Source organism: Mesorhizobium loti, from assembly GCA_014189435.1.
GTDB lineage: Bacteria > Pseudomonadota > Alphaproteobacteria > Rhizobiales > Rhizobiaceae > Mesorhizobium > Mesorhizobium loti_G.
The window spans coordinates 389250-415773 of sequence record CP050295.1 but is presented as its reverse complement, the minus strand read 5'-3'; the positions used below and the strand labels follow the sequence as shown (position 1 = coordinate 415773).

Annotated in this window: 29 protein-coding genes and 5 pseudogenes; 15 read left to right on the top strand and 19 right to left on the bottom strand. The window is 61.0% G+C overall.

The annotated features are described in order from the left end of the window. Window positions 1–42 precede the first annotated feature (42 nt). The 6 genes and pseudogenes from HB777_38970 (at window position 43) to HB777_38945 (ending at window position 7204) form a co-directional block, all read left to right on the top strand. On the top strand, window positions 43–1179 hold the full coding sequence (locus tag HB777_38970; protein QND69580.1) for a conjugal transfer protein TrbL: 1137 nt from the start codon (window positions 43–45) through the stop codon (window positions 1177–1179). After that, on the top strand, window positions 1176–1895 hold the full coding sequence (locus HB777_38965; GenBank protein ID QND69579.1) for a virB8 family protein: 720 nt from the start codon (window positions 1176–1178) through the stop codon (window positions 1893–1895). Before HB777_38970 ends, HB777_38965 begins: the two co-directional genes overlap by 4 nt. Then, window positions 1892–2707 (top strand): P-type conjugative transfer protein VirB9, encoded by an 816-nt coding sequence (virB9, locus tag HB777_38960; GenBank protein QND69578.1) that lies wholly within the window; start codon window positions 1892–1894, stop codon window positions 2705–2707. Before HB777_38965 ends, virB9 begins: the two co-directional genes overlap by 4 nt. Before the next feature lie 6 nt (window positions 2708–2713). Then, window positions 2714–4073 (top strand): annotated as a pseudogene (locus HB777_38955) (TrbI/VirB10 family protein). Further along, window positions 4033–5091 (top strand): P-type DNA transfer ATPase VirB11, encoded by a 1059-nt coding sequence (gene virB11, locus HB777_38950; GenBank protein QND69577.1) that lies wholly within the window; start codon window positions 4033–4035, stop codon window positions 5089–5091. Before HB777_38955 ends, virB11 begins: the two are co-directional and overlap by 41 nt. Next, window positions 5069–7204, top strand: a complete 2136-nt coding sequence (locus tag HB777_38945; GenBank protein QND69576.1) for a type IV secretory system conjugative DNA transfer family protein — start codon at window positions 5069–5071, stop codon at window positions 7202–7204. Before virB11 ends, HB777_38945 begins: the two co-directional genes overlap by 23 nt. Window positions 7205–7348: 144 nt before the next feature. Here HB777_38945 and HB777_38940 read toward each other — a convergent pair whose 3' ends face one another. After that, the gene (locus HB777_38940; protein QND69575.1) at window positions 7349–7867 is read right to left on the bottom strand and encodes a GNAT family N-acetyltransferase; all 519 of its coding nucleotides are present in this window, start codon (window positions 7865–7867) and stop codon (window positions 7349–7351) included. Beyond that, the gene (locus tag HB777_38935; GenBank protein QND69574.1) at window positions 7864–8139 is read right to left on the bottom strand and encodes a DUF1778 domain-containing protein; all 276 of its coding nucleotides are present in this window, start codon (window positions 8137–8139) and stop codon (window positions 7864–7866) included. The genes HB777_38940 and HB777_38935 overlap by 4 nt, the downstream gene beginning before the upstream one ends. A gap of 355 nt (window positions 8140–8494) precedes the next feature. On the opposite strand from HB777_38935, the gene HB777_38930 reads away from it, so the two are divergent. Both HB777_38930 and HB777_38925 read left to right on the top strand, forming a co-directional pair. Continuing rightward, complete coding sequence (locus HB777_38930; GenBank protein ID QND69573.1) at window positions 8495–8683, top strand: type II toxin-antitoxin system HicA family toxin; 189 nt, start codon at window positions 8495–8497, stop codon at window positions 8681–8683. A 5-nt stretch (window positions 8684–8688) separates the two neighbouring features. Next, window positions 8689–9090 carry a type II toxin-antitoxin system HicB family antitoxin gene (locus HB777_38925; protein QND69572.1) on the top strand — a complete coding sequence of 134 codons (402 nt, stop codon included), beginning with the start codon at window positions 8689–8691 and terminating at the stop codon, window positions 9088–9090. 412 nt (window positions 9091–9502) lie between these two features. Here HB777_38925 and HB777_38920 read toward each other — a convergent pair whose 3' ends face one another. Then, window positions 9503–11830, bottom strand: coding sequence for a relaxase/mobilization nuclease domain-containing protein (locus HB777_38920; protein QND69571.1), 2328 nt, complete (start codon window positions 11828–11830; stop codon window positions 9503–9505). Further along, the gene (locus tag HB777_38915) at window positions 11827–12243 is read right to left on the bottom strand and encodes a hypothetical protein (protein ID QND69570.1); all 417 of its coding nucleotides are present in this window, start codon (window positions 12241–12243) and stop codon (window positions 11827–11829) included. The genes HB777_38920 and HB777_38915 overlap by 4 nt, the downstream gene beginning before the upstream one ends. 555 nt (window positions 12244–12798) lie before the next feature. On the opposite strand from HB777_38915, the gene HB777_38910 reads away from it, so the two are divergent. From HB777_38910 to HB777_38900, 3 genes are all read left to right on the top strand, one after another. Next, a complete protein-coding gene (locus tag HB777_38910) occupies window positions 12799–13500 on the top strand; it encodes a ParA family protein (protein ID QND69569.1) in 702 nt (233 codons plus the stop codon). Further along, complete coding sequence (locus HB777_38905) at window positions 13497–13928, top strand: hypothetical protein (GenBank protein ID QND69568.1); 432 nt, start codon at window positions 13497–13499, stop codon at window positions 13926–13928. The genes HB777_38910 and HB777_38905 overlap by 4 nt, the downstream gene beginning before the upstream one ends. A 797-nt stretch (window positions 13929–14725) precedes the next feature. Beyond that, window positions 14726–15097, top strand: coding sequence for an XRE family transcriptional regulator (locus HB777_38900; GenBank protein QND69567.1), 372 nt, complete (start codon window positions 14726–14728; stop codon window positions 15095–15097). A 692-nt stretch (window positions 15098–15789) separates the two neighbouring features. On the opposite strand, the gene HB777_38895 is transcribed toward HB777_38900, so the two are convergent. The 5 genes and pseudogenes from HB777_38895 to HB777_38875 all read right to left on the bottom strand — a co-directional run bounded on the left by HB777_38895 (window position 15790) and on the right by HB777_38875 (window position 19100). Then, complete coding sequence (locus HB777_38895) at window positions 15790–16146, bottom strand: DUF2958 domain-containing protein (protein QND69566.1); 357 nt, start codon at window positions 16144–16146, stop codon at window positions 15790–15792. Between the two features lie 9 nt (window positions 16147–16155). After that, window positions 16156–16383, bottom strand: a complete 228-nt coding sequence (locus HB777_38890; GenBank protein QND69332.1) for a hypothetical protein — start codon at window positions 16381–16383, stop codon at window positions 16156–16158. Window positions 16384–16915: 532 nt separating this feature from the next. Further along, a pseudogene (locus HB777_38885) lies at window positions 16916–17221 on the bottom strand (helix-turn-helix domain-containing protein). Window positions 17222–17445: 224 nt separating this feature from the next. Beyond that, window positions 17446–18861 carry a type II toxin-antitoxin system HipA family toxin gene (locus tag HB777_38880; protein QND69565.1) on the bottom strand — a complete coding sequence of 472 codons (1416 nt, stop codon included), beginning with the start codon at window positions 18859–18861 and terminating at the stop codon, window positions 17446–17448. Beyond that, entirely contained in the window at window positions 18858–19100 is a 243-nt protein-coding gene (locus HB777_38875; protein QND69758.1) for a helix-turn-helix transcriptional regulator, read from the bottom strand. The genes HB777_38880 and HB777_38875 overlap by 4 nt, the downstream gene beginning before the upstream one ends. Window positions 19101–19304: 204 nt before the next feature. Here HB777_38875 and HB777_38870 point away from each other — a divergent pair, with 204 nt between their 5' ends. Beyond that, window positions 19305–19484, top strand: coding sequence for a hypothetical protein (locus tag HB777_38870; GenBank protein ID QND69564.1), 180 nt, complete (start codon window positions 19305–19307; stop codon window positions 19482–19484). A gap of 232 nt (window positions 19485–19716) precedes the next feature. On the opposite strand, the pseudogene HB777_38865 reads toward HB777_38870, so the two are convergent. After that, window positions 19717–20731, bottom strand: a pseudogene (locus HB777_38865) (helix-turn-helix domain-containing protein). Between the two features lie 55 nt (window positions 20732–20786). Between HB777_38865 and HB777_38860 the strand changes: the two are divergent. The 3 genes and pseudogenes from HB777_38860 to HB777_38850 all read left to right on the top strand — a co-directional run bounded on the left by HB777_38860 (window position 20787) and on the right by HB777_38850 (window position 22126). After that, window positions 20787–21108 (top strand): annotated as a pseudogene (locus HB777_38860) (type IV secretory system conjugative DNA transfer family protein). Window positions 21109–21482: 374 nt separating this feature from the next. Next, entirely contained in the window at window positions 21483–21728 is a 246-nt protein-coding gene (locus tag HB777_38855; protein QND69757.1) for a WGR domain-containing protein, read from the top strand. A gap of 119 nt (window positions 21729–21847) precedes the next feature. After that, window positions 21848–22126 carry an HU family DNA-binding protein gene (locus HB777_38850; protein ID QND69563.1) on the top strand — a complete coding sequence of 93 codons (279 nt, stop codon included), beginning with the start codon at window positions 21848–21850 and terminating at the stop codon, window positions 22124–22126. A 37-nt stretch (window positions 22127–22163) separates the two neighbouring features. On the opposite strand, the gene HB777_38845 is transcribed toward HB777_38850, so the two are convergent. The 9 genes and pseudogenes from HB777_38845 to HB777_38805 all read right to left on the bottom strand — a co-directional run bounded on the left by HB777_38845 (window position 22164) and on the right by HB777_38805 (window position 26393). After that, window positions 22164–22601: a PIN domain-containing protein gene (locus tag HB777_38845; GenBank protein QND69562.1), complete on the bottom strand. Its 438-nt coding sequence runs from the start codon at window positions 22599–22601 to the stop codon at window positions 22164–22166. Next, the gene (locus HB777_38840) at window positions 22598–22846 is read right to left on the bottom strand and encodes a CopG family transcriptional regulator (protein ID QND69756.1); all 249 of its coding nucleotides are present in this window, start codon (window positions 22844–22846) and stop codon (window positions 22598–22600) included. Before HB777_38840 ends, HB777_38845 begins: the two co-directional genes overlap by 4 nt. Next, on the bottom strand, window positions 22846–23022 hold the full coding sequence (locus HB777_38835; protein QND69561.1) for a hypothetical protein: 177 nt from the start codon (window positions 23020–23022) through the stop codon (window positions 22846–22848). The genes HB777_38840 and HB777_38835 overlap by 1 nt, the downstream gene beginning before the upstream one ends. A 70-nt stretch (window positions 23023–23092) precedes the next feature. Beyond that, window positions 23093–23404: a DUF736 domain-containing protein gene (locus tag HB777_38830; protein QND69560.1), complete on the bottom strand. Its 312-nt coding sequence runs from the start codon at window positions 23402–23404 to the stop codon at window positions 23093–23095. Window positions 23405–24097: 693 nt separating this feature from the next. Next, window positions 24098–24483, bottom strand: a pseudogene (locus tag HB777_38825) (type II toxin-antitoxin system VapC family toxin). After that, window positions 24480–24725 carry a type II toxin-antitoxin system Phd/YefM family antitoxin gene (locus HB777_38820; GenBank protein QND69559.1) on the bottom strand — a complete coding sequence of 82 codons (246 nt, stop codon included), beginning with the start codon at window positions 24723–24725 and terminating at the stop codon, window positions 24480–24482. The pseudogene HB777_38825 and the gene HB777_38820 overlap by 4 nt, the downstream one beginning before the upstream one ends. A gap of 115 nt (window positions 24726–24840) precedes the next feature. After that, on the bottom strand, window positions 24841–25152 hold the full coding sequence (locus HB777_38815) for a DUF736 domain-containing protein (GenBank protein ID QND69558.1): 312 nt from the start codon (window positions 25150–25152) through the stop codon (window positions 24841–24843). Window positions 25153–25794: 642 nt separating this feature from the next. Further along, window positions 25795–26088, bottom strand: a complete 294-nt coding sequence (locus tag HB777_38810; protein QND69557.1) for a type II toxin-antitoxin system RelE/ParE family toxin — start codon at window positions 26086–26088, stop codon at window positions 25795–25797. Further along, a complete protein-coding gene (locus HB777_38805) occupies window positions 26085–26393 on the bottom strand; it encodes a type II toxin-antitoxin system RelB/DinJ family antitoxin (protein ID QND69556.1) in 309 nt (102 codons plus the stop codon). The genes HB777_38810 and HB777_38805 overlap by 4 nt, the downstream gene beginning before the upstream one ends. Window positions 26394–26524: the final 131 nt, after the last annotated feature.

Here is a 26524-nt window from a genome sequence, read left to right as displayed (position 1 = left end):
GCCCGACAGCTGCGGCCCGATGAAACCGATCTGAGCGCGCGGATGGGGTCGTTCAGCATCACCACGTTGCTCCAATCGGTCGATCAGCTCGGGCAAAACTACGTCTCGACGGCTTATCGGGCGCTCGCGAACGCGGCGACATCGGGCGGTGGCACGGGCGTCGCCGGGCTGCTTCTCACCCTCTACGTCATCTTCTGGGGTGTCGGCATCTGGCAGGGAACGGCGAGCGGCGGGCCGGCCGATCATGCCTTTCGGTTGTTGCGGGCCTTCACCATCTATGCCCTTGCGACGAGTTGGAACGATTTCCAGACGCTCGTCTATAACCTGATGAACGACGGGCCTTCCGCAATTGGCAATGCGCTCTTGAGCGCTGTCACCACAGCCAACAACACCGGCACCGCGGTGAACCTTACCTCCGTAAACGGTGTTCAGAACGCGCTTCAGAACATGTGGGACACGACGAACAATGCGACAGAGGCCTTCCTCCAGAACGCCGGCATCACCAATTGGGGACCTTATATCTTTGCCGCCGTCTTTTACGTCGTGATGGCGGTGCTGATCGGCTTTGCGCTGTTCCTCATCATGCTGTCGAAGATGTTCATGTGGCTGCTGCTCGCCTTAGCGCCGATCTTCATCATCCTCCTGCTGTTCGGGGTCACAACACGCTTCTTCTCGGGCTGGCTCAGCGCATTGGTTCAGTATTTTCTGGTGCAGGTCCTCGTCTATGCGTTCCTCGCCTTCTACGTCTCGCTCATCCAGCAGACGATCGACACGCTAAACGGCGTCGCCAACACCAAGAGCCCGACCTGGGCAACGATTGGCCCGGTCGTGCTGCTTGCCATCATCGGCATTCTCCTGCTCGCGCAGATCAACAATGTGGCGGCAGCGATCGCAGGTGGCGTGCCGATAGGCTCACCGCGGATAGGTCGGTTCTACGCCAGCGTCACCGGCGCCCGGGCCGCGCTTGTTGCGAACCGCGGCCGGCTGGCGTTCCGCAATCCTTTCAATCCGGCCTCGGTCTCACGGCGCGAGGAGCTCGCCGCGAGACAGCGGGCACGCGTTGGCCTCAGGGCCGCCGCTTGGGCCGAGACACCGGAGTTCCGGCGCCTTGCAGCCCAGATCAGAAATCCCGCCGTGACGCCAACGGCCCGTGACAACAGGACATCTTCATCATCATGACGCAGGCAAGTGCAGCCATAGCGGAGCGACGCGTCGACCCGCGCTATTATTCGGAAGGGATGACCTGGGAACAGGACATCGCGCGTCGCAATCGCAATTCACGAGCGCTCGCCTGGATCGTCGCGGCGGTGATGACCGTGGTCGCGATCGGTTCGCTCGCAACGTTGGCGCTGCTCGTGCCGCTCAAGACCTATGAGCCCTATATGGTCGTCGTCGACAAGGCGACGGGCTTCGTCGAGGTCAAGCGGCCGATGGCGGAAGGGCCGCTGACGCAGGACGAGGCCGTCACCACCTTCAATGTGGTACGCTACGTCAAGGCGCGCGAGACGTACGACCCCAAGGCGCTCAAGGACAATTTCGACCTTGCGCAACTGCTGGCCGCGGGCGACGCCGCCCGCGAGCTGACAGAGATCTATTCCCCCGCGAACCCGCAGAACCCGATCAAGATCAATGGCACGAACACGGTGGTGTCCGTATCAATCAAATCGGTAACCTTCCCGAACAACCGGACGGCATTGGTACGCTTCTCGACCGACACCAAGTCCGCCACCAACATCGTCACGGCGAACTGGGTCTCGCTTGTGCGATTCCGCTACACCTCGGCGCCGATGCGCAATGAATGGCGCTTCGACAATCCTCTCGGCTTTCAAGCGTTGGAGTACCGACGCGACCAGGAAACAGCGCCGTCCCCGGGAACCATGGGGGCGCAGCAATGAATCGTTTTGTCCCTGACAGCATCGTCGTCGGCTTGATCCTTTGGCTCGGGGTCGGACCGGCCGTCTCGGAGGCTATCCCGAAGCCCGGGCGCGTCGACAGTCGCGTCCGCGATGTCGTCTACAACAAGGACAATGTCACCGCGATCGACGCCACTTTCGGCACTTCGACCATGATCGAGTTGCAGGGCGATGAGAAGATCGAGACGCTGGCGCTGGGCGACTCGACCGCCTGGAAGGTCGAACCCAACCACAAGGGCGACATCATTTTCGTCAAACCGATCGAGAAGGAGGCGCTGTCGAACCTCAATGTCGTGACCGACAAGCGCATCTATTCCTTCCTGCTGCGATCAAATACCCGCCCACCGGCGACACAGATCTTTGTCGTGCGCTTCCGTTACCCCGAGGACGAGGCGACTGCGCAGCTCCTGGCGACTGCTAAGGAACGAGCGGCGAACCCGAACCTCAAGGCCCTCAACATCGCCAATGCCAACAGCGACTACGGTTACAAGGGCTCGTCGGCAAACAAGCCGATCGCCGTCTTCGACGACGGCACCAAGACGTGGTTCCGCTTCGAGGGCGAGACGCCGGCGATCTACATCGTCGACAGCGGTCGCAACGAGAGCCTGGCAAATTTCCGGACCGAGGGTCCCTATGTCGTCGTCGACAAGGTCAGCCGGCAATGGACCCTACGCAACGGGAGCGTAGCGACCTGCATCTTCAACCGGCGGCTCACCAATGTGCATGAGCCGAACGGATTGGAGCCCTATGCTCCCCAGCGCGTCGGAATGCCGTCGCCCGCGACGGGAGGCTGAGGCGCCATGCCGAGCCCGCAGGACTATCGCTCGCTTGAGCTCGATGCCGCAGCCGCCACGACGGTCGCGAGCGGTTCGACCGGCTTTGGCCGGATCTTGAAATTCGCCGTGCCGGTCGGCGCGCTCGTGATCGCCGGCTGGCTGATCTACGGGTCGCTCCAGCGAACGCCGAAGAACATGACGTCGCCGGACAAGGAGGAGTTCACCACGACACAGTTTCCCGCGCCGTCGCTCGCAGCGCCGCAGACACGGACCAACCAGGGCACAATTGTTGTTCCGGCGGCCCCGGCCGCCCCGGAACCGACTGTGCCTCCGCCGCCGGTCGCGCCACCAATCGCCCTACCGGCACCGCCACCTCCCGAGCCGCCGCTGGTCGAGGCGCCACCAGACGATGACGAAGCCCGTCGCCTGGCCGAACTCGAGCGTCAGCGCCAGGAGGCGGAGCGGCGCAAATGGGAACGGCTGCGGGCGCCGCAGGTGATCGCCGACAATGCGGCTGCGAGCGACGGGACAGCAAATCCGGGCGACAGCGCGCGCGACGGCGCGGGGCAGCAGGAGGACGATCCGAACCGGCGGTTCCTGGCCTCCGTAGCGAACGCGGGTGTCGAAGTGGCGAAAGCAATCAAGAACGACCGCATCGACGCACTCGTGGCGCAGGGGACCCTCATCCGCGGCGTCCTCGAGACCGCGGTGCAAAGCGACCTTCCTGGCATGGTGCGCGCGGTGACCACCGAGAATGTCTGGTCCTTCGACGGTCGGCGGATCCTGATTCCAGCCGGCAGTCATCTCGTCGGCGAATACAAATCCGGCATCACCCAAGGCCAGACCCGCGTCTTCATCGTCTGGACGCGGATGCTGCGATCGGACGGGGTGTCCGTGCAGCTCGGATCGACCGGCACCGACGACCTCGGCGGCGCCGGCAATGCCGGATTTGTCGACAACCATTATGTCGAGCGGTTTGGTTCGGCGATCATGCTGTCGGTCGTCGGCGGTTTTTCCCAGTTCCTGAGCGGCCTTGGCCAAAACTCCGGCAACGCCGGCGGCACGACGATCACCACCACTGATCCGGTGACCGGTCTGGTCACCACGACGCAAACCGGCGCCAATCAGAACCAGCAGGCGCTCCAGGCCCGCCAAATCGCCGCGCAGAATGTCTCGCAGACCCTCACCAACATCGCGCAGGAGGCGCTGAAAAACTCGATCAACATCCCCCCCGACAATCTACCTCGACCAGGGAACGCGGATCATCGTCTTCGTCAGGCGCGACCTCGATTTCTCCGCACTCTATCCCGATCCGGTGAAGGAAGCGCTTCAGGAGCTCAAACGTGAACGTTCCGGCTCGAAACCAGACGATCTTTCTCGATAGGGCGCTCGGCCCCATCCGGCCCTGGCTTGACGACGATCAGGTGGTCGAGATCTGTGTCAACGGACCGGGCGCGGTCTGGGTGGAGCGCTTCGGCCAATCCGCCATGGAGCGTCATGACGTTCCGGAAATGACCGAAACGGCGATCCGGCATCTGGCCGAGCGCGTCGCGGGGTTCTCCGGCCAGAGCATCAACGAAGAACACCCGCTTCTGTCGGCAGCACTTCCCACAGGCGAGCGGTTCCAAGGCGTGATGCCGCCGGCGACCCCCGGGGGAGGGGCCTTCGCCATTCGCAAGCAGGTCATCAAAGAAATGCGCCTCGTCGACTACCGCAAGCTCGGCTCCTTCGACAAGGTTGTGACCACGACTGACGGCGCGTTGTCCGAGGTCGACCGGGCCCTATGCGCGCATCTCGACGCAGGCCGCATCGAGGATTTCATCCGCCTCGCTGTCGTCAACCGCTATTCGATCCTGCTTTCTGGCGGCACGAGCTCGGGCAAGACGACGTTTCTCAACGCGATCCTGAAGGAGGTGCCGGTCGACGAGCGCATCATCACCATCGAGGACACGCGCGAGGTTAAACCGATCCAGAAGAACTTTCTGCCGCTCGTTGCCTCGAAGGGCGACCAGGGCGAGGCCCGCGTCACCGTGGAGACACTGCTGCAGGCCTCATTGCGCTTGAGACCGGACCGCATCTTCCTCGGCGAGATCCGCGGCGCCGAGGCTTATTCGTTCCTGCGTGCCATTAACACCGGCCATCCCGGCAGCATCACCACCGTCCATGCCGACAACCCGGCCGGCGCGTTTGAACAGCTTGCCCTGATGGTCATGCAGGCCGGCCTCGGCCTCAGGCGCGAGGAAATAGTCGGCTATATCAAATCGGTGCTGCCGATCGTCATTCAGCAGCAAAAGATAGGCGGATGGCGCGGCACCTCGGCCATCTACTTCGCGCGCATGGCGGAGTGGCGCGAAGGCAGGGGTGAGAGGAAGGCCGTCCATGGCACGCGTCGTCGCCTTTAGGATCGGCGTTGCCCTTCTGGCGCTCATCGGGTTCTGGCTCCTGTGGAGCCTGGCTTATGAAATCGTCGTAGCGTCGCGCTGGGCACCGGCCCGCTTCCCGAGCGAGGGCGCAACCCGCTGGGCACTTTTGCGCATGCAGAACAATGATCGCACCGCGAGCGTCTTCCTGATCGCCTGGAAGCATTTTTACGCGCGCGTCTTCTTTCCGCTGACGCAGGTCGAGGCGTTGATCCGCGCCGGCATCGCCGTCGGCAGCGTCGTGGTGCTGGGGCTCGCCGTCTGGCTTTTCGCGACTGTCAATCGCCAGCAGATGCCCTATGGCGAAGCCCGTTTCGGCACCGTGCTGGAAGCGGCGAAACAGGGCCTGACAGCAAAGCAAGGGATCATCCTCGGCAAGCTCGCCGGGGCCACGATCCGCTCCGACGAGCCCGCTCACATTCTCGTCGTCGGTCCGTCGCGCTCGGGCAAGGGCACGGGCTTCGTTCTACCGAATGGTTATCTCTGGCAAGGCTCGGCCGTGTTCTTCGACCCGAAGCGGGAGAATTTTGAGGCGCTCGCGAACCATCGTCGCGCAATGGGCAACAAGGTCTTTATGTTTTCGCCTGGCTCGAACGACACACATCGCTACAATCCACTCGACTTCGTGCGGCGCGACGAGCGGATGGCGACCGACTGTCTGGTCGTCGCCTCCTTCGTCATCCCGGAGAAGGCGGACGATACTTGGGCGGGTGCCGGACGCCTGCTGCTCTCTGCGCTGATCGGCTACGTGCTCTCCTCGCCGCTTATCGCTGGCGCGCAGCACATGCGTAGCGTTGCGCGCATGACGACGACGGGTAAGGATATCTCCTCCGTGCTGCGCGCCATCGTGAAGACCGAGCGCCTGCACCTGCCGACATGGGTCGTCGATAGCTTCAACCAATATATCGCCCTGGAGCCGGAAACCAGGAATTCGGCCGTCTTCAACGTCAACATGGCAATGTCGCTGTGGAACAACGGTCTGATCTCGGCCGCTACGGAGACATCTGATTTCGACATCCGCGAGCTCAGGCGCCATCCGATGACGATCTTCATCGGCTGCACCATCGCCGAGTTGTCGATCTTCCGACCGCTGATCCGCATCCTGTTCCAGCAAATCCACGACTTGATGATGGTGAAAATCCCGGGCGAGGACGAGCCGCATCAGGTGCTGCTCATGCTCGACGAATTCTACCACGTCGGCCGCATGGATTCCTTGATCTCGAAGATCACGATCAGCGCGGGATATGGTTTTCGCATGGCGATCGTTATGCAGGACATTGCCCAGCTCGACGAGCTCTATGGCAAGAACAAGCGCATCACCACCGTCTCCGGTTCGCAGATCAAGCTCTTCATCCAGATCAACGATCTGGAGACCTCGGAATTCGTATCTGAGATGCTGGGCGAGACGACGCAGGTCTACAAGACGCCGGTGATGCGACCGGGGCAGGGGATCTTCGCGCCGCGCCTCTGGGCCCCACACTACACCCCGCGACCGCTGTGCAGTCCACTCGAGTTGCGCGAGATGTCCGCGCGGACCTCGATCCTGATGGTCAAGAACTCGCGCTCCTTTCAGCTTACCAAGATCCGGCACTATCAGGATCAGCCATATCGGCGGCTTTACCAAACAGCTAAGGCACATCCGCCCAGCTTGCCCGCGCTGCGTAAATGGCAGGATGAGGTTCTCAGCGGTGCCATCAGCCCGGCGCCGAACCTGGAGGCGGCCGAAGACGAGGCTCAGCCTCCGCAGCTCCAACGCAACGCCGAAAAAACACCGCCTGAAGCAGCACCGAAGAACGAATATGCTCGCGGCAGCGTTAAGTCTCCGGCCGAGCCTGCTTTCCTTCCCACGCCACCAATCGTCGCGAAAAAGATCCCTGTTAAGCAATCCCGAAAGGTTTTGGCGCTCGGCGAGGAGCCCAACGCCCCGCAAGACGAGAACTGCAATATTCGTGACCTGCTGGCCGCTAGCGAGCGTACCCAACGAGACGACTTCGATGTAATGGCGGCATCAGCTCGCACCGCGTCCATAGCGCCGAAACTCGAGGAAGCTTTATCGGCGCTCGCCACCTTGCAGGAGCAGTTTGGGGATGACTAAATTTCCTTATCGTCGATGCGAGGTCCGCCGTTGTCAACGGCCGCCGCCACTGCGCAGCTCATCCACATTGGTGCCAACACTGCCATGGGCTTCTTGACCGAAGCGAGCGCTGGGACATGCATGGCAGACGATTTGCTGCTGCGTTCATATCGCGGCTATCGCCTTGGCGATCGCGGCGAAAGGCAGGACCAGGGATAGCGGCGCGTCATCGAGACGGACAGCACCGAGGCCCTCATACCAGCGTGCGGCCTGGTCGCCTTTGGCGTCGATAAGCAGGGCGAAGCCGCCGACTTCCTGCGCGACTGCTATGCAGCGTCTCCCTGCGGCGAGTAGCAAACCGCCACCGAGCCCGCGGCCTTGTATCTTACGATCCACTGCGAGGCGACCGAGACGGTAGACCGGCGCGTTGTTGCGGCCGAGGCCACGCCTGGCGACCGTTGGTGTGCGGGCATAGTCCATCGAGGCGGGACTCAGGGAATAGAACCCGAGGATGTGCGAAGAATCTTCCGCCGTCACGGCGACGAACGTTTTTGCGCCGCCGCTTTCGTGGTTTTGACGCGCGAAGCGCTGTAGATAGGTATTGAGGTCCGCGTCGCCACAGTTGAAGGCGGCACGATCGTGCTGTTTACCGATCGGCACTTCCTGCCACATGACGGAACTCACGCGAGGGTCTGACCGGCCTTGGCGGCACGGATAAGACGGTCGGTAGGCGCCGGCGGATTCTCGAGCAGGTCGAGGACGCGCAGGCTGTCGCGTTCTGACAGCGCGAGATGTTCGGCGCGTTCGATCGCGGCCTGGGCGTCACGCAGCGCTGAGCGCGTGACAAACTCGGTTAGACCGACATTCGACAAGGCCGCTGCACGTGCGATCACGGCTTTTGCTTCTGGCGGAATCCGGAAATCGATTCGGCCATTGTCACTGACATTGCGGGGCATAGGTATCTCCTTTGGCCCGATAATATAGTACGGATTGAATCCGTACACCGTAAATCCTTTCGCCTTCGCTTCATAAGCATGGGAGATGGCTGTTCCCAATCTTTCGAACCGTCCCGATGTGACGCCAGTCGCCATCCTGCATGGCCGATGAGCCCGTGTTCTACGCCTCACCGTCAAAGCTTCAAATGAGGCGGTGTAGAGGAATATCTTAACGCCAGCGAATGCGCCGCCGAAGCCCATCCGCCGGATCATCCGCGACTGGCTCGTTACTCATGGACATCTCAAACCCGGGGTGGCCAGAACCCGCGGCCCACTTTCTTGTTGCATGTTTCACGATCGATGTGTATTTATACACATGAAAAGTGCAGCAGTGATCCAGGCCCTAGAGGCTGATGGTTGGTATGAAGTCGCTCGAAAGGGCAGTCACGCACAATTCAAACATGAAAAGAAGCCGGGCCGAGTCACAGTCCCGCATCCTAAAAGGGATATCCCTTTGGGAACTTTGCGGAGCATTGAACGTCAATCCGGTCTAAAACTGAGGTAGAGACAATGAAGCAGTATATCGGACTGATCCATAAGGATGCCGAGAGCGACTTCGGCGTGTCCTTTCCCGATTTCCCCGGCGTCGTCACGGCCGGTACAGATCTAGATGATGCTCGCGCTATGGCCGAGGAGGCGCTGGCCTTTCATATCGAGGGGCTCGCGGAAGATGGTGAGGCTATTCCAGAGCCCTCCAGCTTGGAGAATGTCATGGCCGACGCCGAGAACCGTCGCGGTGTTGCAATCTTGGTGGCGGTCAAGACCGAGGCGAAGAAGGCAGTGCGTGTCAATGTCACGCTTCCCGAAGATGTCCTCAATCGGATCGATGCCTTTGCCGAAGCCCATGGATATACCCGCTCGGGGTTTATTGCCCAGGCAACCCAGAAGGTCATGGAGTTGGAGGCGGCTTAGCCGCCCCCAAATATCGCCCCGAACATGGCCGGCGTCATTGCCGCCCCCCTCGGCACCACCATCACGAACTCGCTTTCATGGTCAACATGGATGCGTTACTCGCCGCCGTGAACTGTCTGCATCCTCTCGGCAGGGAGACGAGCAAGAACCTCAATCTCGTTGTTGATCGCCTTGGCCTCGGTACCATAGGGCTGAAGTCGATCCGTTCATGCACACCTCCTTTCTTCGGCGCTGCTAATCTGGCTAGGCCTCGCGACGTCCCTGTGGCGAATGTTTGGGTTTGCGGCCGAACTGGAAGCCATTGGCCTTGGCGCGGACGCGACCATTCGAGGTGTTTTCCTGAATCCTGCGCCGCCCGCGCGATCCCTCATCTGGACCGCGTCCGACCTTTGCAAAGCAGATCGCGCGATCGTCAACTTATCCTCTGGCCCTTGGTTGCCTGCACTTCGGCTTTGTCAGCATCGATTTCTTGAAGCACCTTTTCCTGTTCCAATTGGAGCGCCACAATCGCATCGGTCTGAAGCAGCGACTGCGGCAGCGGCTGTGCGGGATGATCGGCGAGCACACGCGAGGCCTCGATGGCGGCCGCAGCTTCGCGTGCCTCACGGGCGGCGGATTGTTGCGAGTTCGCGACGATGGCCCGATCTACACCAAGCTCGCGATGCGATGCCGGGTCGATCCCGCCACGGGCCTCTTGTCGGCGCTCCATCTCGACGGCGCGATCGACAATCCGTTCCGCAGAGACGGCCTCCCGCTGTTCCTTCAGGCTAACCTGTTGAGCACGCGCGATCAGGCGATCGGCATTGACCCCTGCAATGGCCTCGACTTCGGAACGAGAGACCTCCTGCGCGCCGCGCTCCTGTGCGCGCTGGAGATCGATTCGGCTTGCGAGTGTCTCAAGGTACCGTGATGATGCCTCTCGAAACTGTTGCTTGGTCTCCCCATCGAGGAGATCGCTTGTGCGCGAAACCGCCTCGTTCATGAGGCGAAGATCCTTCGTCATCTGCGCCGATGTGACCGGCATGTCGTTAGTCTCCTTCGTAAAATGGTCAACTCGTTTCCCGATCATGTCGAGGACATTGCCTAATGTCTGGGCCATCGCCAGTCGTTCAAACATTTGCTTCGCCAGCGCATTGTCTGGATGTTCCCGAGCGAGAGTTCGCCAGGCGGCGACGCTTTCGTTGACAGCGCGACGATCAGGCTTCGAGGCGGGAAGCTTGATGGGGTTCGCCCGAGCGACACGGATCCGGTTCCTGGCATTGTGGATGAGTCGCTGGTTAGCAGGATCCGCCGCATAAGCGCGGTCACGTGCTTCCCGCGTCGGCCGTGGCCGCTCGGCCACGTCGACGATCGCCTTGTCCTTCGGGCCGTAACTCTGCGACGATGCCCGTTCCTTCGCTGAAGTGGCGACGATTTTCAGCCCATGCGCCTGGGCGTGCTGAGCATACACCTCGCGCCATTCTCGGAACGTCTCACGGCCCGGATGGATCTTCTGTCCGGATTCATTTCTCACCGTGATGATGGCGTGGGCATGGATATGCCCGTCGGCTTGCTTGTCGGTGTGAACGCCAAACATGAACTTGTGGTCGGCGAACCGGTCATGCAAGAACGCGCGGACGGCGTCGGTTAGAGCCGCGACATCCGCCCCAGTCTTCGCCGAGATGATCAGGTGCATTGTGTCGCGCGCGGACTGCGACCGCAGCGACGGTCCCCATTCTCGCGCGGCGACGCGCGCATCGGCGACATTCGACAAAACCTTGCCACGATCGTCGACCACGGCGCCCTTCTCGATCAGCTTGTTTAGTCGATAGGTCACACCGTCTCGACCGTGGGTGGTGGGGCCTGGATCAACGCTCACGGCATGCCTCGGATGGCCGGTCGCCGCCTCTATCCGCGCCTTCACCGTCGCCTCCGATCGGATATTGAGCCGGCGCTGAGTAAACCCAACCTCCGCATTGCCAACCCGTTCCTCCCGGACTCGCAACCGCTCCTTGGGGGATCCAGCCATCGCCACAACGAGCCGCGCCTCCAGCTCGCCCGACGGTGTCGCATCGAGACGATAGGCATAGCGATGGCCCTCGAATCCGGCAACCATCGCCTTCTCATAAGTCTGTCGCCCTGCCGGTGTGTCGCGCACGCCGTGAAGCTTCAAGCGCATGGCAGCGACGTCCTGGCTCTCTGCACGCTTCGCGAAACTCGTGGACCAGACCTTGATTTCGTCGGCCACAGCTTCACGATCGCCAAGCATGCGCCCATCGTGGGTCTCAAGCGCCGCCTCCTCGCGCTGCACATACTGGCCCGTTGCCGTGACGCGCGCGACGCCCCGGGCGTAGGACACCACTTTGATGACCGCCGGCTGATAGCCCGCCGCCAGTTGCCGGGCACGGCCGATAGCCCCACCACCCTGCGCTCCACCACTGCTCGAAAGATTTCCAGCGATCGGCGCCGTCGGCGACCCAGATCCGGTGTTCCCCGCCAGCCCGCCAGCGCCTCCCCTGGCCGCCGCCGGCAGCAACCGACGCCGCTCCTCGTCCTGTCCGCCCGAGATCGTCGCGCCACGAATGTCTGCCTGAGACGACGTACTTGGTAGCGACGAAACCCGCTTGGCTTTCGGTTGGCGCTCCTCGTCAATCGGCCTCGATACCCGTGGCCGCCCGCGTTCCTCGCGTGCCGTTTCGACGGCCCGCCGCGCAGCATTGACCTGCTCAAGCCACCATCCGATTTGAGCGGCCCGGCTCAAGAGCGGACTTCCTCCGACAGTGTAAGCTTCGCAACACGTCGAAGCTTGGAGCCATAGGCGACGGTCATCTCGGTGAGCTCTTCATTGATCGTCGCGATCACCTCGTACAAGCCGCGCCACACGGCCTCCGTGTCCTCGATGCGCACGGCCTGGCCACGGTGGATCGCTTTCAAGACCTGGGAGAGATTGCGCCCAACCATCCGGACTTGGTAGGCGAGATCCACGATGACCACAGTGTTCTCGGCAGAAAGTGCGGGGCCGGCCTGAACCGACGCCCGGATCAACCGTCGTACGACCTCGGCCTTCGGCAAGCCGAACAGTGCCACTGCCTCCTGAAGGCGCCGCTCATCCAGCTCCGACAGCTCCGTGCGGAGCCTTGGTTTGCGTCTCGGCATTGCAGCGGAACTGGCCACAGCGTCCTCCCTTCTCTTCTCGGCCGACGGGCTCAAGCTTCGCCGGCAGGCAACGCGCGTCAGCGCCCTGGCTGCGTCCAGCAGCCTCCCCGGTTTGGCCCACAAACCGGTATCTTGTCAACAAATATCTATTATAATGAACTCCAATGGCCCAAGGAGAGCAGCCGCCCCATGCCCTGCCGTGCCCGCCTGCGCTGTGCCGCGATCCGCCCCATAGCGCTATCCCCACCCGTTGTTACCGCGATACTGATTTGACGCCTTTTGATATGAATACACCTGTCAGGACCCCCGCTATGCCTCAGGGGTCGGGATTGTTCTCCTCCAAGATTGCCGTATGTCGCGAAACGCGAGTTACAGCATTACCCGGAAGTGTCATTGCCGCCTTGGAGCAAACGTGCCTTGCGGTATTGCCGCTTTGCCGAAACACAGCACTGCCGCATTCTCTCATTGGAGGACCGCGCGAACAACGACTTGCACGATTTCCGACCTCGTAATATCTAATATATTGTTTTGGTCATTTCGCTGTCGCGATCGCGGCGCCACGAGGAGCCTTTCATGCCGAGCATCTTCGCCATCGCAAACCCAAAAGGAGGCTCCGGGAAAACCACCGTCGCCATTATCCTTGCCGGCGAGTTCGCCAATCACGACTATTCCGTCGCCATCGTCGACGCGGATCCCCAGGGCTCCGCCTACCAATGGCATGCATCTTCGGTCGCGCGGGATCTCAGTCCGAAAGGGATCGATCTCGTGCGCGCGCCGGATGAACAGAGCCTCGCACAAGCGCTCGAGCGCCTTGACAGCCATGACGTCGTCGTCATCGACACGCCGGGCTATTACGGACCGGTGCTCACCCATTCGGCGCTGCGCGCCGACCTCGTCGTCCTGCCCTGTAGGGTTCACACCTTCGATGCATCGCAGGTCGTGCGCGCCATCCGCAACCTCGAGCAGCATGCCCGCGCAGCCAATCTCCCCATGACCCAGTACCGCGTTCTCTTCAACGAATATGACAGTCTCGACCGCAACACCAAGCCGCTGCGCGAAGTCCTCGCCTATCTCAACGCCGAGCAGGTGCCCATCTGCGCCAACGCGCTCTATCGGCGCGTCACCTATCGAACGATGACCAGCGGCCACGGTACACTCTACCAGATGAGCGACACGGATGAGTCGATCCGCAAGGCCCGCTACAATGCCGACCAGGTCGTCCGCGAATTGCTCGCGGCGAGCCAGGGCGTCAATAACGGCGACAATGCCGCATGAACGAAACCGCCAAACCGCCCCGTCCTGCCCTGCCACGCGACGCCTTTCGCGCCCAGCGGATCTCGTCTGATCCGTCGCCCGGGGCCAAGCCCGTCGTCATCACACCGCATTACGACGATCAACCGACAACGCAGGCGTCAACCTCCGCTGCCCCGCAAACTCCTCACGCAACCCTGCCCAACAAGATCGAGGCGCCTAAGTCGGCACCGTCGGCCAAACCGAAGAGGGAAAATCCGCGCAAGCCGTTCGATGCCTATGGCGAACGCAGTTCGTCGCGCCCTTATGCACTTCGCTTGCCCGACGCCATCGATCTGGTCCTCAGGCAGATCGCCGCGGAGGAGCGCACGCATCCTCTACGCATCATCGATCGTGTTCTCCACGACTACCTGAAACGCATTGGACGTCTCCCGCCCTCGCACGACGCCTGACCACCAGCCCTCCGCCGTACCTGCAGCGCTATTTGGGAGCGCTGTCCGGCTGCGGGCTGGCTCCGCTACGCTTCGGCCGCTCGCGCGGCTGGACAGCCGCTTAAACAGCGGTGAGACAGGGCAACAGGCCTCGCGCGAGTACGAATTCGAACGGCAAGCCGCTAAAAGGCATCCGAGAAAAAGGGCGTCCGGACCGGCTTGACGTCCAGATGCCGCCCGCCATGCAGAGATACTCTTTGGACAAATAGCCTTGGAGCCGTCGCCCAGGGGACGATGTGCCGCTCCAACTCAACACCCCCAGAAAGCGCTCGCCGTGCGCAGCCAGAACCGGAGAGGAGCAGGAAGGTCCATTCTATCGCCAGCAGGCTTATCGGTTTTAGTGGCGAACGGCAACGTTGGCTCATGCATAGGCTTGCGGTTGTTCCTACTTAGTATCGGGCGGTCCTTCCATTTTGCGGCCGGCGGCGTCGCGCGGGGCCTAACGGCATCAGCATCAGCCAGACAGAAAATGGGAGCGCTTGGGCCGAAACTCAGTCCGTACATTATCTCGTATGTGGTCACTGGCAACGTAAGGCCCGAGTGGGAAGCCAAAGTCCCTCGCACCACCTATACGGGCCGGCTCGAGCCGGCCCGTATTGGAAATGTCTGCGCGCGACGACGCTTTAGGAGGTTAGATCCGACACGCCGTGCCTTCAGAGAATATTCAATATATAAGAACATTCATATACAAGATAACCTCATTGCGGTATTGATGGTCTCCGCAGGCGCAGGTGCCTCATCTGGAGTTCATCGATTTCATGTCGCCCGTCCGCAAGCCTCAGCCGGTCGATCATTCCATCCTCAATGAAATGCTGGCGCTGCGCCTCCAGCAGCTTGAGATCGAGAATGGCGGAATGGAAGCCTTCCTCCCCAAGACGGGTTTGGCGCGAGGGACCTACTACACGATGCTGCGCGGTATCGGAAATCCGACCCTTAAGACAATGGAGCGTATCGCTTCCAAGCTCAATATGACCGTATTCGAGTTGTTGGGCTTCGAGATCGACGATGCGCGCAGGGCGCTGAAGAAGCGCGGCGTCGACTATGACGAGTTGACCTCAGCCATCCGGAAAAAAGATGAAGCTACCCGGCGTGTAGCGCGGCAGACCCGGTCGCAGAAGCTGTCGGGCTGAGAGAAACAGAAAGGTGCGCGACCCCAGGACATCGTCATCCACGCCGGCGAGTGCCTGGACCAGTTCGCAAAGTTCGGCGCCGACAACGCCAAAGAAGAGAATGCCGAATTTGCCGCAGCTAACGCGATGCTGAGTTCTGACCGCTCGTTTTGCAGGCAGGGGGAACGCCTGGAAAAACTGCGGACCTACAAGCCCTCACGCCCACTGGCCGATCCGTCACTGGATATCTGACGGCAGGAACGACAGGCAAAGCCAAGCTGGCGCTTCAGCTGCTCGGCTACTTCATCCCCCCAACAGAAATTTGAGACCACAAGTGAAACCGCGCCGATACCGCCGGCCAAAGCGCCTCCCGCCGCGGCGCCGGCACCACGTCCTGCTTGCAACCCGGGCGAGGACCGCGATGCAGAGGGGACATGTCGCCCACAGCCGTATGAGGCGAAAAGCAGCCCTCAAAGCACCAAAGGAATTATCTTGTCCAAGATGGTCGATGATGGTCAGACGACCTCATATCTGACCAGGAATGCCAGCCGTTGAGCGGCATCGAAGGGCTCAAGGAACAATTCAGTTATGCTTCAATCGGTAACACCGCCGTGGCGTATGTTCGTGGCGATTTTCCAAGCCGAAAGCTGGGCTCAACTGACGCCTGTCACAGAGTAAGCCGAACCCCGGCTGGAGCCGGGGTTCGGTGGCAGTCAGGTGCGGGTGGCACCATCACGCTGCGCGATGTCGGCATAGGCCGATAACGTGCGGTTTGGCTGGAAGTGCAGGTCACGCTCGACCGGCAATCCGAGTCTGCCGCGCACCGCGGCGAGCTCCGCAAGGCTGACGCTGCCGAGTTCGGGGCTGCCGATCCCGAGATCACATAAGCCGAAGGCGATGTCGGGATCATCCGGATCCATCTCCGTGAGGAGCCAGGTCGCGCCGGCGTCAGGCGTGAACAGTTTGACGACGGGCACGAAATCGATCTCGTCGCTAGTACCGCGGAGAGGCTGCTGCTGGCGACCATTCGCCAGCAGCTTCTCCCGCAGATCTTGAGTCAAGAGCTGCATGTCCGCCTCCTACTTGTCTTCTTCGACTTTGGGGGCGCGCAGCACGACCCGTCCGTCCAGGGGCAGGGCCTCGAGGAGGAGCGTGCCGCCTTCGCCATCTTCGTGGGCGAAGAATGCACCGATGCGTGTCCAGAAGCCCTTCTGGCCTTCTTCCTTGGCATCCCGCACCGTATAGGCGAGGTACATCGGGGATTTCGACTCGGTCTTCTTGGTCTTGGTGTTGTTAGTGTCTGTCATGGTCTTTTCCTTTGGTTGATGGTTTGTGTCCCGGAGGACGGTTCCAAAGGGGCCGGCGCCTAAGATGGCTTGTCCCCAACTCGGGAGCGCAGCGAAGGAGCGGGCAGGAACGGGACAAGACAGCAGCGTTGGCCAGAACAACCGTCGCTAATTCCGGACAGATCCATCAACGGGAATGCCTGCAAAGACCGAACAGCAAGCCATGACCAGAAACCCGCATGCCACTCGCGCCTAAGGCTTGCGGCTGGGGAAGGGGGATCTGGATGACGGCAGGCAGTCTTTGACAACAGCAGGCGAAAGATCGGCAGGATATCACGATGCCCCGCACGGCCGTCGCACGAGCGATCCGGAAAGGTGGAGACCGGGAGGGGTTTGCAAGATCATGTGGGAAGCTGCGGGCTGCTGCTGCAATGGTCGCGACGCAGCAAATGTCTTGGACATCAGCGGCTCATCGGGGTCAGGATGTTCGTCCGGACAACCGGTTTCGACCTCTTTCACGCCTGAACCCGCCGCAGGCGGGGCAGGGGTCGTGCTGATGCCACTCAAGCAGTTTCTCGCGGGCAAGCGTCGGGCCGAAATTCTGGTAGCGATCGCGCACCAGATCCAATGCGGTGTTGCGGAAGTCCTCATCATGGCGTCGATTGCTCGGCCGGCCGCGCTTCTTGGACGCCAGCCCGCCGGCGCCGTCCAGGGCATAGACCTGCAACAGTCGGTGAACCTGACTGCCACTGAGGTGAAGGAGTTCCGCCGCCTGGACGACGGTCAGCCGTCGGTCGCGGATCTTCTGGATGGCTTCGAGACGATGCAGCTCTATTTGCGACAAGGTGACCAAAGGCATGACGGCTCCGCAAAGGGGCCCGGTCTCACGCCAGGCTCTGTGAAGTCGCCAGCCTTCCTTTCCAGCTTCATGTTGACCAGCCTCGGAAGCGGGAAGTGTCGCATCTCTAACTGGGGCAACTGTCGCATGTCCCGTGACCCATAAGTTGACTCGCCGACCTGCGGAAATCGGGATGGTCTGGTATCCGCGTTGGTCGCGCGTGCTGGGAGGCCCTTTTGTCGTCCTCACATTTTAGAACTAGCTGAGCTTCCTTCCTCAAGCTCGTCTCCTGAATCTGGCGCGATGTCCGGTGCGCGATCCAGGATTGCCAAGGCCGCTTCGGGGTTGCTTTTCGGAAGGGGCTCGGAAACAGCCAGGCTGTCGGGGGATGTGTCCCAACGTAGCGCCTGTGCAGGCTGCGGCCTCCGTCCATTCAGGATCAGATCAAGTTCATTGGTTCGTGCTTTGGATAGACCTGCTTCGTCCGCGAACCGTGGCCAGCGATCGACAGCAGAGCGGATGCGTTCGATCACGTTCAACGCTTCTTGTTCGGAAATGGAAGCGCCTTTGGCGACGGCAAGCAGATGCTGTCGTCCTGGGTTCAATCCTTCCCCCGCGATCGATGCGCTGTGCTGTCCTCCGGGGCCTGCCGAGAAAGTCAGATCGTACGCCGGAGAGAGTTTCCACCGCCCATTCGGTCCCATCAGGAATGCATGGTTCTTCGAATGGTCGTCCCGGTTCCGCGCGTGCACATTGAATGCCATGTGACCGAACATGCGGAGGACCTCCGCGCTGTCTCTCGTCATCATGTGCGTGAGCTTGTGAAGGGCGGCGTAGTCCAGGGAGGCTTCGCGATGGCTCGCATACAAGAGGCCGCTGGCGGTATGCATGTGCAGCCGTCCCTCGGGCGTGCGATCAAATCTCTTTGTTGCGAACAGACGATTGCCCTTCTTCGTCTGCAATATCCGTGTCTCGGCCATCGCCAGCCCGGCCTCGCGCGCCATGAGAGCATATGCTTGCTCCTCGACGCCGATGTCCGCTGGATCGTCGGAACTTCGCGATTTCACCATCCAGCGATCAAACCCGGGCTTCAATTCATGGCCGTAGTCAATCACGAAGGTATTCTGATCCGGGTTCAAGCCGATCATGATCTTTGGACGCGCCCCTGCGGAACCGCCTTGGGCACTCTGCAAGGCATCGATATCAGCAGTGTCCATCTCGTTCTGGACAAGCTCCACCTGTTCAACGAACCAGTCTAGGTCCCCTGCAGCCGGCTCTTCGCCAGGCAGTTCAGGAATGTAGGCCAACGCGCCCATTCCCGTCCTTCCCACCGCGGAAAGGCGGTCCAAGGGTGTGAGCATGTGATAGTCGACGCCAGCCTTTTGAAGGCGGCGATCCAGCAAAAGGCGTCCCCATCCATCTGGAAGGCTGTCGTTAAACAAGCCATGCAGCCCATCGAACGGATCGAGCTTGGCTGCAATAAGACCCGCCTTGGCAGCCAAATTGAATGGAGAAATCAAGAGCGGCGCAGTTATGAACTCAGCCGAGTACTGGAAGTAAGCCCGTCGTTCATCGGTGCTCCACGCAAGGGTCCCTAGCTGTCGCTGGCTCCCTTCGAGATCCAGGACCACCTTCATTTCCCTGATTGGCCTGAACTTCATTTCTTGCGGACCCTCTGCCTGGCCGGGCGCCCGATTACGTCTTCGAGTGTTTTCGGCGGACGTGAAGGAAACAAACCTTCGAATTCAGCTTCCGCCTCCAAGGCGAATGCGAGCTTCACGACAGCTTCGAAGGATGCCTTGCCAGTCTCCTCGAAAACTCTCAGCGAGCCGTAGGAAACTCCAGCCTTGGAAGCCAGCTCCCGTTGGGTAAGATCGGCATCGATCCGCCGCCGCTTCATCCGTGCTGCGGCACCTTGGATAATCTCCATCGGAGATGTCATATTGAATGTGAGCATAGTAGCATTTAACGCGATTTACTGTGTTAAGTGGATTTATAATGGCAATTACCGCAGATGTCAATCACAGCTGTGGCGATTGCCATGATCCGAACACTTCTTCGTGGGTCGCGCGCGGAGGTAGATTCAATGTCGACGAGGATAAAAATGGTCCCCATCATCCGGAAGGCATCCGAGGACGATTTCCAGAAGATCATGGACTGGCTGAGGGCGGAGCGAGAAGAGACGGGCGAAGGATTCTACTGCAACCGATCAGTGATCGAGGACGCGCACGCGGATCACTGGACGACGCTCGGCGCAGCTACATCCGATGTCAAAACGATTTAGAGACGCGACATCGCCAGCAATTTAGAATGCGACAGCGACGCGCGTCTTGGCGCCGACGTGAGCGCCCGATCGGGCGTAAACTGGTCAGGGTTGCGCAGCCCGATCGGGTGCGATCAATCGTGGCTTCTTCGGCTTTAGCTTTGAGAGCCTGCCAACGACATGGATGCGAAGGGCAGCGTCCGACGAGCCTACGACATTGGCGCAATGTCGCTGATGATCTGGTCACGACATCTCATTCCGCAGCTTCCAGCCTCGTCAGCGCCTGTCCCCGCCGGGCGATCACGGCGGGATCGTTCATGAAATCCGTCCGTCGACCAGGCGGGAATGCCGAACAAGTGGTTCGCCTGGCCTGTGCGCCGCGGTCCGTGTTGGCTGCGTGTCAGTTCACGTCCGGCCTGCATCTCGGCCACCATTGCAAGCGCTTCATCCAGGCGTTTGTTCTCGACGATCTCCGATCTGTGTACCGAGCGCAGCTTGTCAAAAGTTCTATAGGGTAAGGACGTGCTGCCCTCCATGATCTCGAGGCGGCCATCGGGATAGTCGCAGACAACGACCTTCTTACCGGCCAGGCGCTTAGCGAAGACGCTCGGATCGAGAATGAACAGCACCTTGTCGTAGCGCAGCGTCAAAGCCTGCGACAGTGTGCGGAACTCCTTGCGGCACATGGCGCCGTCCAGGTTCTCATGATCGGCGAGGGGACGGTGCATGTCCTTCGGATTGCGTGGTTCCTTACCAAAACGGGAATTGAAATCGGCGGCGAACTCGGCCGCATAGGCATTCGCAGATTCGATCGTGTCGATACCGCGCAGATGCAGCAGCTTGCCGGTGGCGTCATCGATGTAGACGAGCAGGGCGCACTTTGGCCCCCGGCTCTCGAACCACCAATGGTGCGATCCGTCGATCTGAACCAACTCGCCGATGCAATCTCGCCTGCCACGCGGTTGATGAATCTGGCGCTTCCGCTCACGTCGCGATGTCCAAATGGCGGCTTCGGTCATCCATTTGCGCAGCGTCTCTTTGCTGACCGCTATCTGGTGTCGCTCGAGCAGCTTCTCGCGGACAAGCGTCGGACCAAAGTCGACATAGTGTTCGCGGATGAGCTCCAGGACAAAGTCGCGAACGTTGTCGACGATCCGATTGTTCGAACATCTGCCGCGCGCCTTGTGGCGGAGAGCCGCGGCACCGTCGTCTTGGAATGTCCTCAATAATCGTTGGGTCTGGCGGACCGTGAGCCCCAGGATTTTCGCGCCCGACGCAGACCAATCCCACCTAGAGTCTCCCTCGCTATCGGTGCCGGGGAGAATGGCATTCAGCAAACGGAAGCGACATTCCTATTTGCAGAAGTGGGACATTTTAACTTTGCGCCTACATCCGATCCGATCCGAAAGTCGCATAACATACATTATGGAACACGATATTATGGCGGTAAATCAGTGCGTTAGGAAGAAGATCGCTCGACGGCCGCTGATCATCCCCTCATGAAGTTATACAAATACGCACCGATGAGCAGATCGTCTTCACCGCCGGCAACCCGCCGCTGCGCTGCGGCCGCGCGATCTACTGTCGGCGCAACGACATGCTTGAACGAGTTGGCACAAACAGGTTCGGGCCGAACAAGAAATGACCTGCCCGATCGGGCAAGGACTTCTCTCCCTGTGAAAGCTCCGGGGCTTCTCTACGGCGCGTTTTGGATAGCGCGTTCAGCCCCTCCGCTTCGCCGCCCACCAAGTTGGGCGGCGGCCCTTCGGGCTGGGGAACACGCGAGCCGTCGATCGCTGACAGTACCGCAAGCGGATGCGTTCCATCAATACTGCGAAGCACCGGCAACCGATTGGGAACACTCATTGGACACGATCGGCGTAGCACGACATTTCAGGCGAACAATCACGGCGCAGCTGGTGTATTGAGCCGGGCGCATCAGCCGCATGAATCGGTCAGGCATGATCGATTCATCGAAGTCGTTGGACGTTGCTTCCAAAGGAAGCGAAGATTCCAACTATGCCGAAACCTGTGACAGACCCGCTTCATCTTCGCCGCATCGATCCGGCTCGCAACATGTCTCGGTTCTATGTGCTGTCCATTCAGCCGACATTGTTCGGCGGCGCGTCGCTGGTCCGCAACTGGGGCCGGATCGGCACAAACGGCCAGGTGATGATGGAAACCTTCGATGAGCGCGCGGATTCCGACGAAGCGTTCTCCCGGCTCGAGCGCCGCAAACGTAAGCGCGGATATATGGCTCCGTAGGAAATCAGGCCGATCGCGCAGTCTTCCGGGAATTTTCAAGCGTTGCGCACGCGCGGACTACCAACCCCGTGTTGTTGTGTGCCAAACAGTGACCAGCAACAACGCGAGGAGCACGTTCCATGACGACCGCAAATGAGATCGCTGACAAGATTGCAGCCGACAACGGTCTGACGAAGATGCAGGCCAGGAGCATCGTCGACAGCGTGTTCAAGGCGATCGCCGATGCGGCCGCGAGCGGTGCCGAGACGAGCCTGCCCGGTTTCGGCAAATTCAAGGTGAAGGACACACCTGAACGCGAGGGCCGCAACCCGTCGACGGGCGCGACCATCAAGATCTCCGCCTCGAAGAAGCTGTCCTTCACGCCGGCAAAAGCCATCAAGGACGCGCTCAACGGCTGATCTTGCCGGGATACCCTGACAGAAAGAGCCCGGCGGTCTAGCTTGTGGTGATCAGGTGCAGTGAAGACTTCCCGCTCTTCAGGGCCGCCGCCGACAGCTTGCGGTCAAAGCTCGCAAGTTGGCCACCATGCGCCTTGGCGAGCGCAAGAAGATAAGTGTCGGTGACCTGTGCCGAGGTCAGGATTTTCGCAGCATCGATGTCGCCGGAGCCAACCAGGCTCACATCGTCGGGCCAGAAGCTGTGCCCATGCAGGGCTCGCAACTTGGTAACGATTTGCGCAACGACTGCAGGCGAGCCGGGAGAATTAGGATATTTTTGGTTGCCGACGATGCGCAGGACGCCGTTTTCGGTGATGGGACAGGTAGCCCATGCGGCGTAGCCGGTCACTTCGAACCAGCCATGCGCATCGTCATGGGCGACATGGCCAGGATCGATCAGCGCGATCAGCACATTGACATCGAGCAGGAAGGTCACGGCAGCTCGTCACGTAAGGCGTTGACCGTCTCAAGCGTGACAGGAGGGGCATCCGGCCGAGGCGACAGCAGAGGAATCCCGTTGCGCTCGCCGCCGGCCTGCGGGCGGCGCAGCGAGCGCCGGGCGAGATCGGTGATGATCTCGCCCACGCTGCGATCTTGCTGCCGGGCCATGGCCTTGGCCGCGACCAGGACGTCGTCATCGATCGCCAGTGTCGTTCTCATATCGCCCTCCTTGGTTCGCATCAATCATCACGCATCGTATAGAGCAGCGACGGCAGATACTCAAGCGGCTCGAGGTATCGGACACGAAGCCGCATCGCCGTTCCAGACGTCGACCAGTTCGGTCCACGCACCGCCCGGCCAGACGGCGATGTCGACGGAACCAAGGGCTTTTGCTGATGCGCGATGGTGCTCGTCATGTAGGTGTCCTTTCGGTTGACCAGTTCGCCAGTGGGCCCCGCCTTGCGGCGGAGCCCTCGCGCGAGATCCTCAGTCCCGGTTTGATCGGGACCAGATCAGCTGCAGGCCTTGCTCGCCGTCAACTTCGATCAGGGTGGCGTAGATCGGAGCGGGGAAGCTCGGGTCGTCCAGCTTGACCGAGAGGTAGTCACGGCCTTCTGCGGAGACCTTCTGCCAGGCGGCGCCCAATTCGACATTCGCCGCCGCGAAGATGCGGAAGTGCGGGCCCTTGTCCGAGGGGTTCTCGACGCGGACCAGCTTGGCCTTGACGTTGAGGTTGAGGGTTTTGATCGTGCCGGTGAAGCCGTTGCCGGTGGAGGTGAAGGTGCCGATGGTAGCCATTTGTCTCATTCCTTTGTTGGTCGGGCCGCGCCCATCGCGACCTCGATGACGGTCGGTGGAACGGAGGCGATCGACCCGCACCCACCGGGGTCCCCGTTGCGCGTGCGCAAATGGGGTGGTCCTTAGGGCTGGAACGAAGTGGAAGGCGGCCGGGAGCGACTTTCTTGGATCGCGAGGAATGGCGGCGCAGCCGGCAGGGGAAGAAAGTCGCGCAGGCCGTTGCCGGGACAAGATCGAGAGCCCGCGCTGCGGGATCGGCGTTCGGTCAGACCAGTCACATCGAGGACGCAGATGGACGTGCTTTCGGAAACAGGAATGAAGACGGGCGTTCCACCACCGCCTCATCGCGGCGACTTGTGTGATCAACTGTCCGTCCGGACGACGGCAGCCTGCGAATCTGCCCAGACCCAGTAGGCAGGGTCGTGCTCACAAGCACCAACGCCGACACCAGAACCGAGACGTCGTGGCAGGGTGGCAATGTGAGCGCTCGACGTCACTGGTCAGGCCGACCGGGTAATGGCATGGGGTCCGGAAGTGGCCCGTCGAAAATCCTGGAAAGAGCAGTGGATCAGATATTTGGGCGTCCAGTGCTTGGGGTCTCTGTTCGGCGCGTTTTCACAATAAAGGACTTGGGCGGGCGATGAACGGCGCGGGTACGGCAGGAAGAAGCCCCCGCTCTCCGGCCGGAGGTTATCAAAGGCGACGGATAGGCGCGGGATATTGTGCAACCAGATCGTCGACGGTCAGCAATGTAATGCCCTCGACGATCGACTGAGCAATCAGGATCCGATCGAAGGGGTCCTTGTGGATGGGGGAAGCCCCTCCACGGCTATGGCATGCTCGCTTGTGATTGGCAGCTCATAATAGCCGTTGTCGATCAGGGCCCTGCGCAAAAGACGCGCATCGACCGTGAAATCAGCGCGGCCCAGACCCCGTTTGATCGCAATCTCCCAGAGACTTGCAGCGCTGAACGTCAGGTCGTTGTCGGCACTCTCGATCTCAGCGAGGGCGGCAGGCGGGAGCTTGTCGGGCTCGCCCGCCGCCCAGAGCAGAAGATGGGTATCGAGCAGAAGTTTCATGCGTCGCCGCCAAACAGCTTCTCGATTTCCTCACCGGCCATGCGATCAAAATCGTCCGGAACGGAAAACTGCCCGGCCATAAACCCGACGCGACGCGTTTCGCCGGCCGCAGGAGCGTCTATCGCGACGACCTTCACCATCGGCTTGCCGGATTTGGCGATGATGAAAGATTCGCCCTTGGCCGCCTTGTCGATAAGGCGTGACAGATGCGTCTTGGCCTCGTGGATATTGACGGTGCGCATTGCTGGCTCCATGACTTAGTCCATGAAACTTAGTCTATGCGTGCCTGACGTTCAAGTGCACCTGCCGAAGAAGGCTGAAGGCCCCGCCTTGCGGCGGAGCCCTCGCGCGAGATCCTCAGTCCCGGTTTGATCGGGACCAGATCAGCTGCAGGCCTTGCTCGCCGTCAACTTCGATCAGGGTGGCGTAGATCGGAGCGGGGAAGCTCGGGTCGTCCAGCTTGACCGAGAGGTAGTCACGGCCTTCTGCGGAGACCTTCTGCCAGGCGGCGCCCAATTCGACATTCGCCGCCGCGAAGATGCGGAAGTGCGGGCCCTTGTCCGAGGGGTTCTCGACGCGGACCAGCTTGGCCTTGACGTTGAGGTTGAGGGTTTTGATCGTGCCGGTGAAGCCGTTGCCGGTGGAGGTGAAGGTGCCGATGGTAGCCATTTGTCTCATTCCTTTGTTGGTCGGGCCGCGCCCATCGCGACCTCGATGACGGTCGGTGGAACGGAGGCGATCGACCCGCACCCACCGGGGTCCCCGTTGCGCGTGCGCAAATGGGGTGGTCCTTAGGGCTGGAACGAAGTGGAAGGCGGCCGGGAGCGACTTTCTTGGATCGCGAGGAATGGCGGCGCAGCCGGCAGGGGAAGAAAGTCGCGCAGGCCGTTGCCGGGACAAGATCGAGAGCCCGCGCTGCGGGATCGGCGTTCGGTCAGACCAGTCACATCGAGGACGCAGATGGACGTGCTTTCGGAAACAGGAATGAAGACGGGCGTTCCACCACCGCCTCATCGCCATGAGACGGCGACTTGTGTGATCAACTGTCCGTCCGGACGACGGCAGCCTGCGAATCTGCCCAGACCCAGTAGGCAGGGTCGTGCTCACAAGCACCAACGCCGACATCAGAACTCGAGACGTCTTGGCAGGATAGTAATGTCAGCGCTCGACGTCACTCGTCAGCATGACCGGGGCATTCAACCGAAGCCGAGACTATGGCGCCGGTTCAGCAGAACGCTGCTGGCAACGGCGTATCGGGTGCCAGCTTCAGTCGGGATCAGCGTCACCGTGCAGGCGATTGCATCACGGAAGCTAGTCGGACGAAAAGTCCTCGGGCCACATCTGCGCACCATGGAGAACACGCAGGATACGGATAGCATCATGGGTTAGAACGTAGGCTGCAATATATGGCGTTCGGGAGATGACCAGCTCCCGCGTGCCGGGCACTCGTCCAGGGCGTCCACTCTCGGGAAACTCGACCAGGCGGAGCACCGCCTGCGCGATATGCTCGTCAACGGCAGCCGCCGCGCGCGGGCTTTCGGCTTCGATATGGGTGAAGATGTCGTCGCGATCAGCAAGCGCAAACGCTGACCATTTCAGCCTCATGACTGGGTAGTTCCTGCCTTGCGTAGCGCGGCAGCGCGTCGGGATGCAAAATGCGTCTCTACATCTTCAGCGGTGACATCGGTCCGGGTATCTTCGAGTGCCTGCATCACTTTGGCGCGAAACCATGCATCATGAGCCTCGCTGTTGCTGATCAGTTCCAGCGGCAGTGCACCTTCATTGGCGGTGCGCGTCAGCAGGATGCGTACTACGTCGGAAACCGTCAGCCCCATGCCTTCAAGCACGGACGCCGCGCGGTCCCTGATGTTGGAATCGATACGTGTCTGCACGAGTGCGTTTGTCGCCATGGTTGTCTCCTGTCTCGAATCCACAATGTAATGCACTTGAATGACTGTTTCTAGCTACGACGACCACACACTAATCGCGGCATCGCTGGCGAAGAATGCAGGCGGCTTCCATGCGGTGGCAAGGCGCAGGC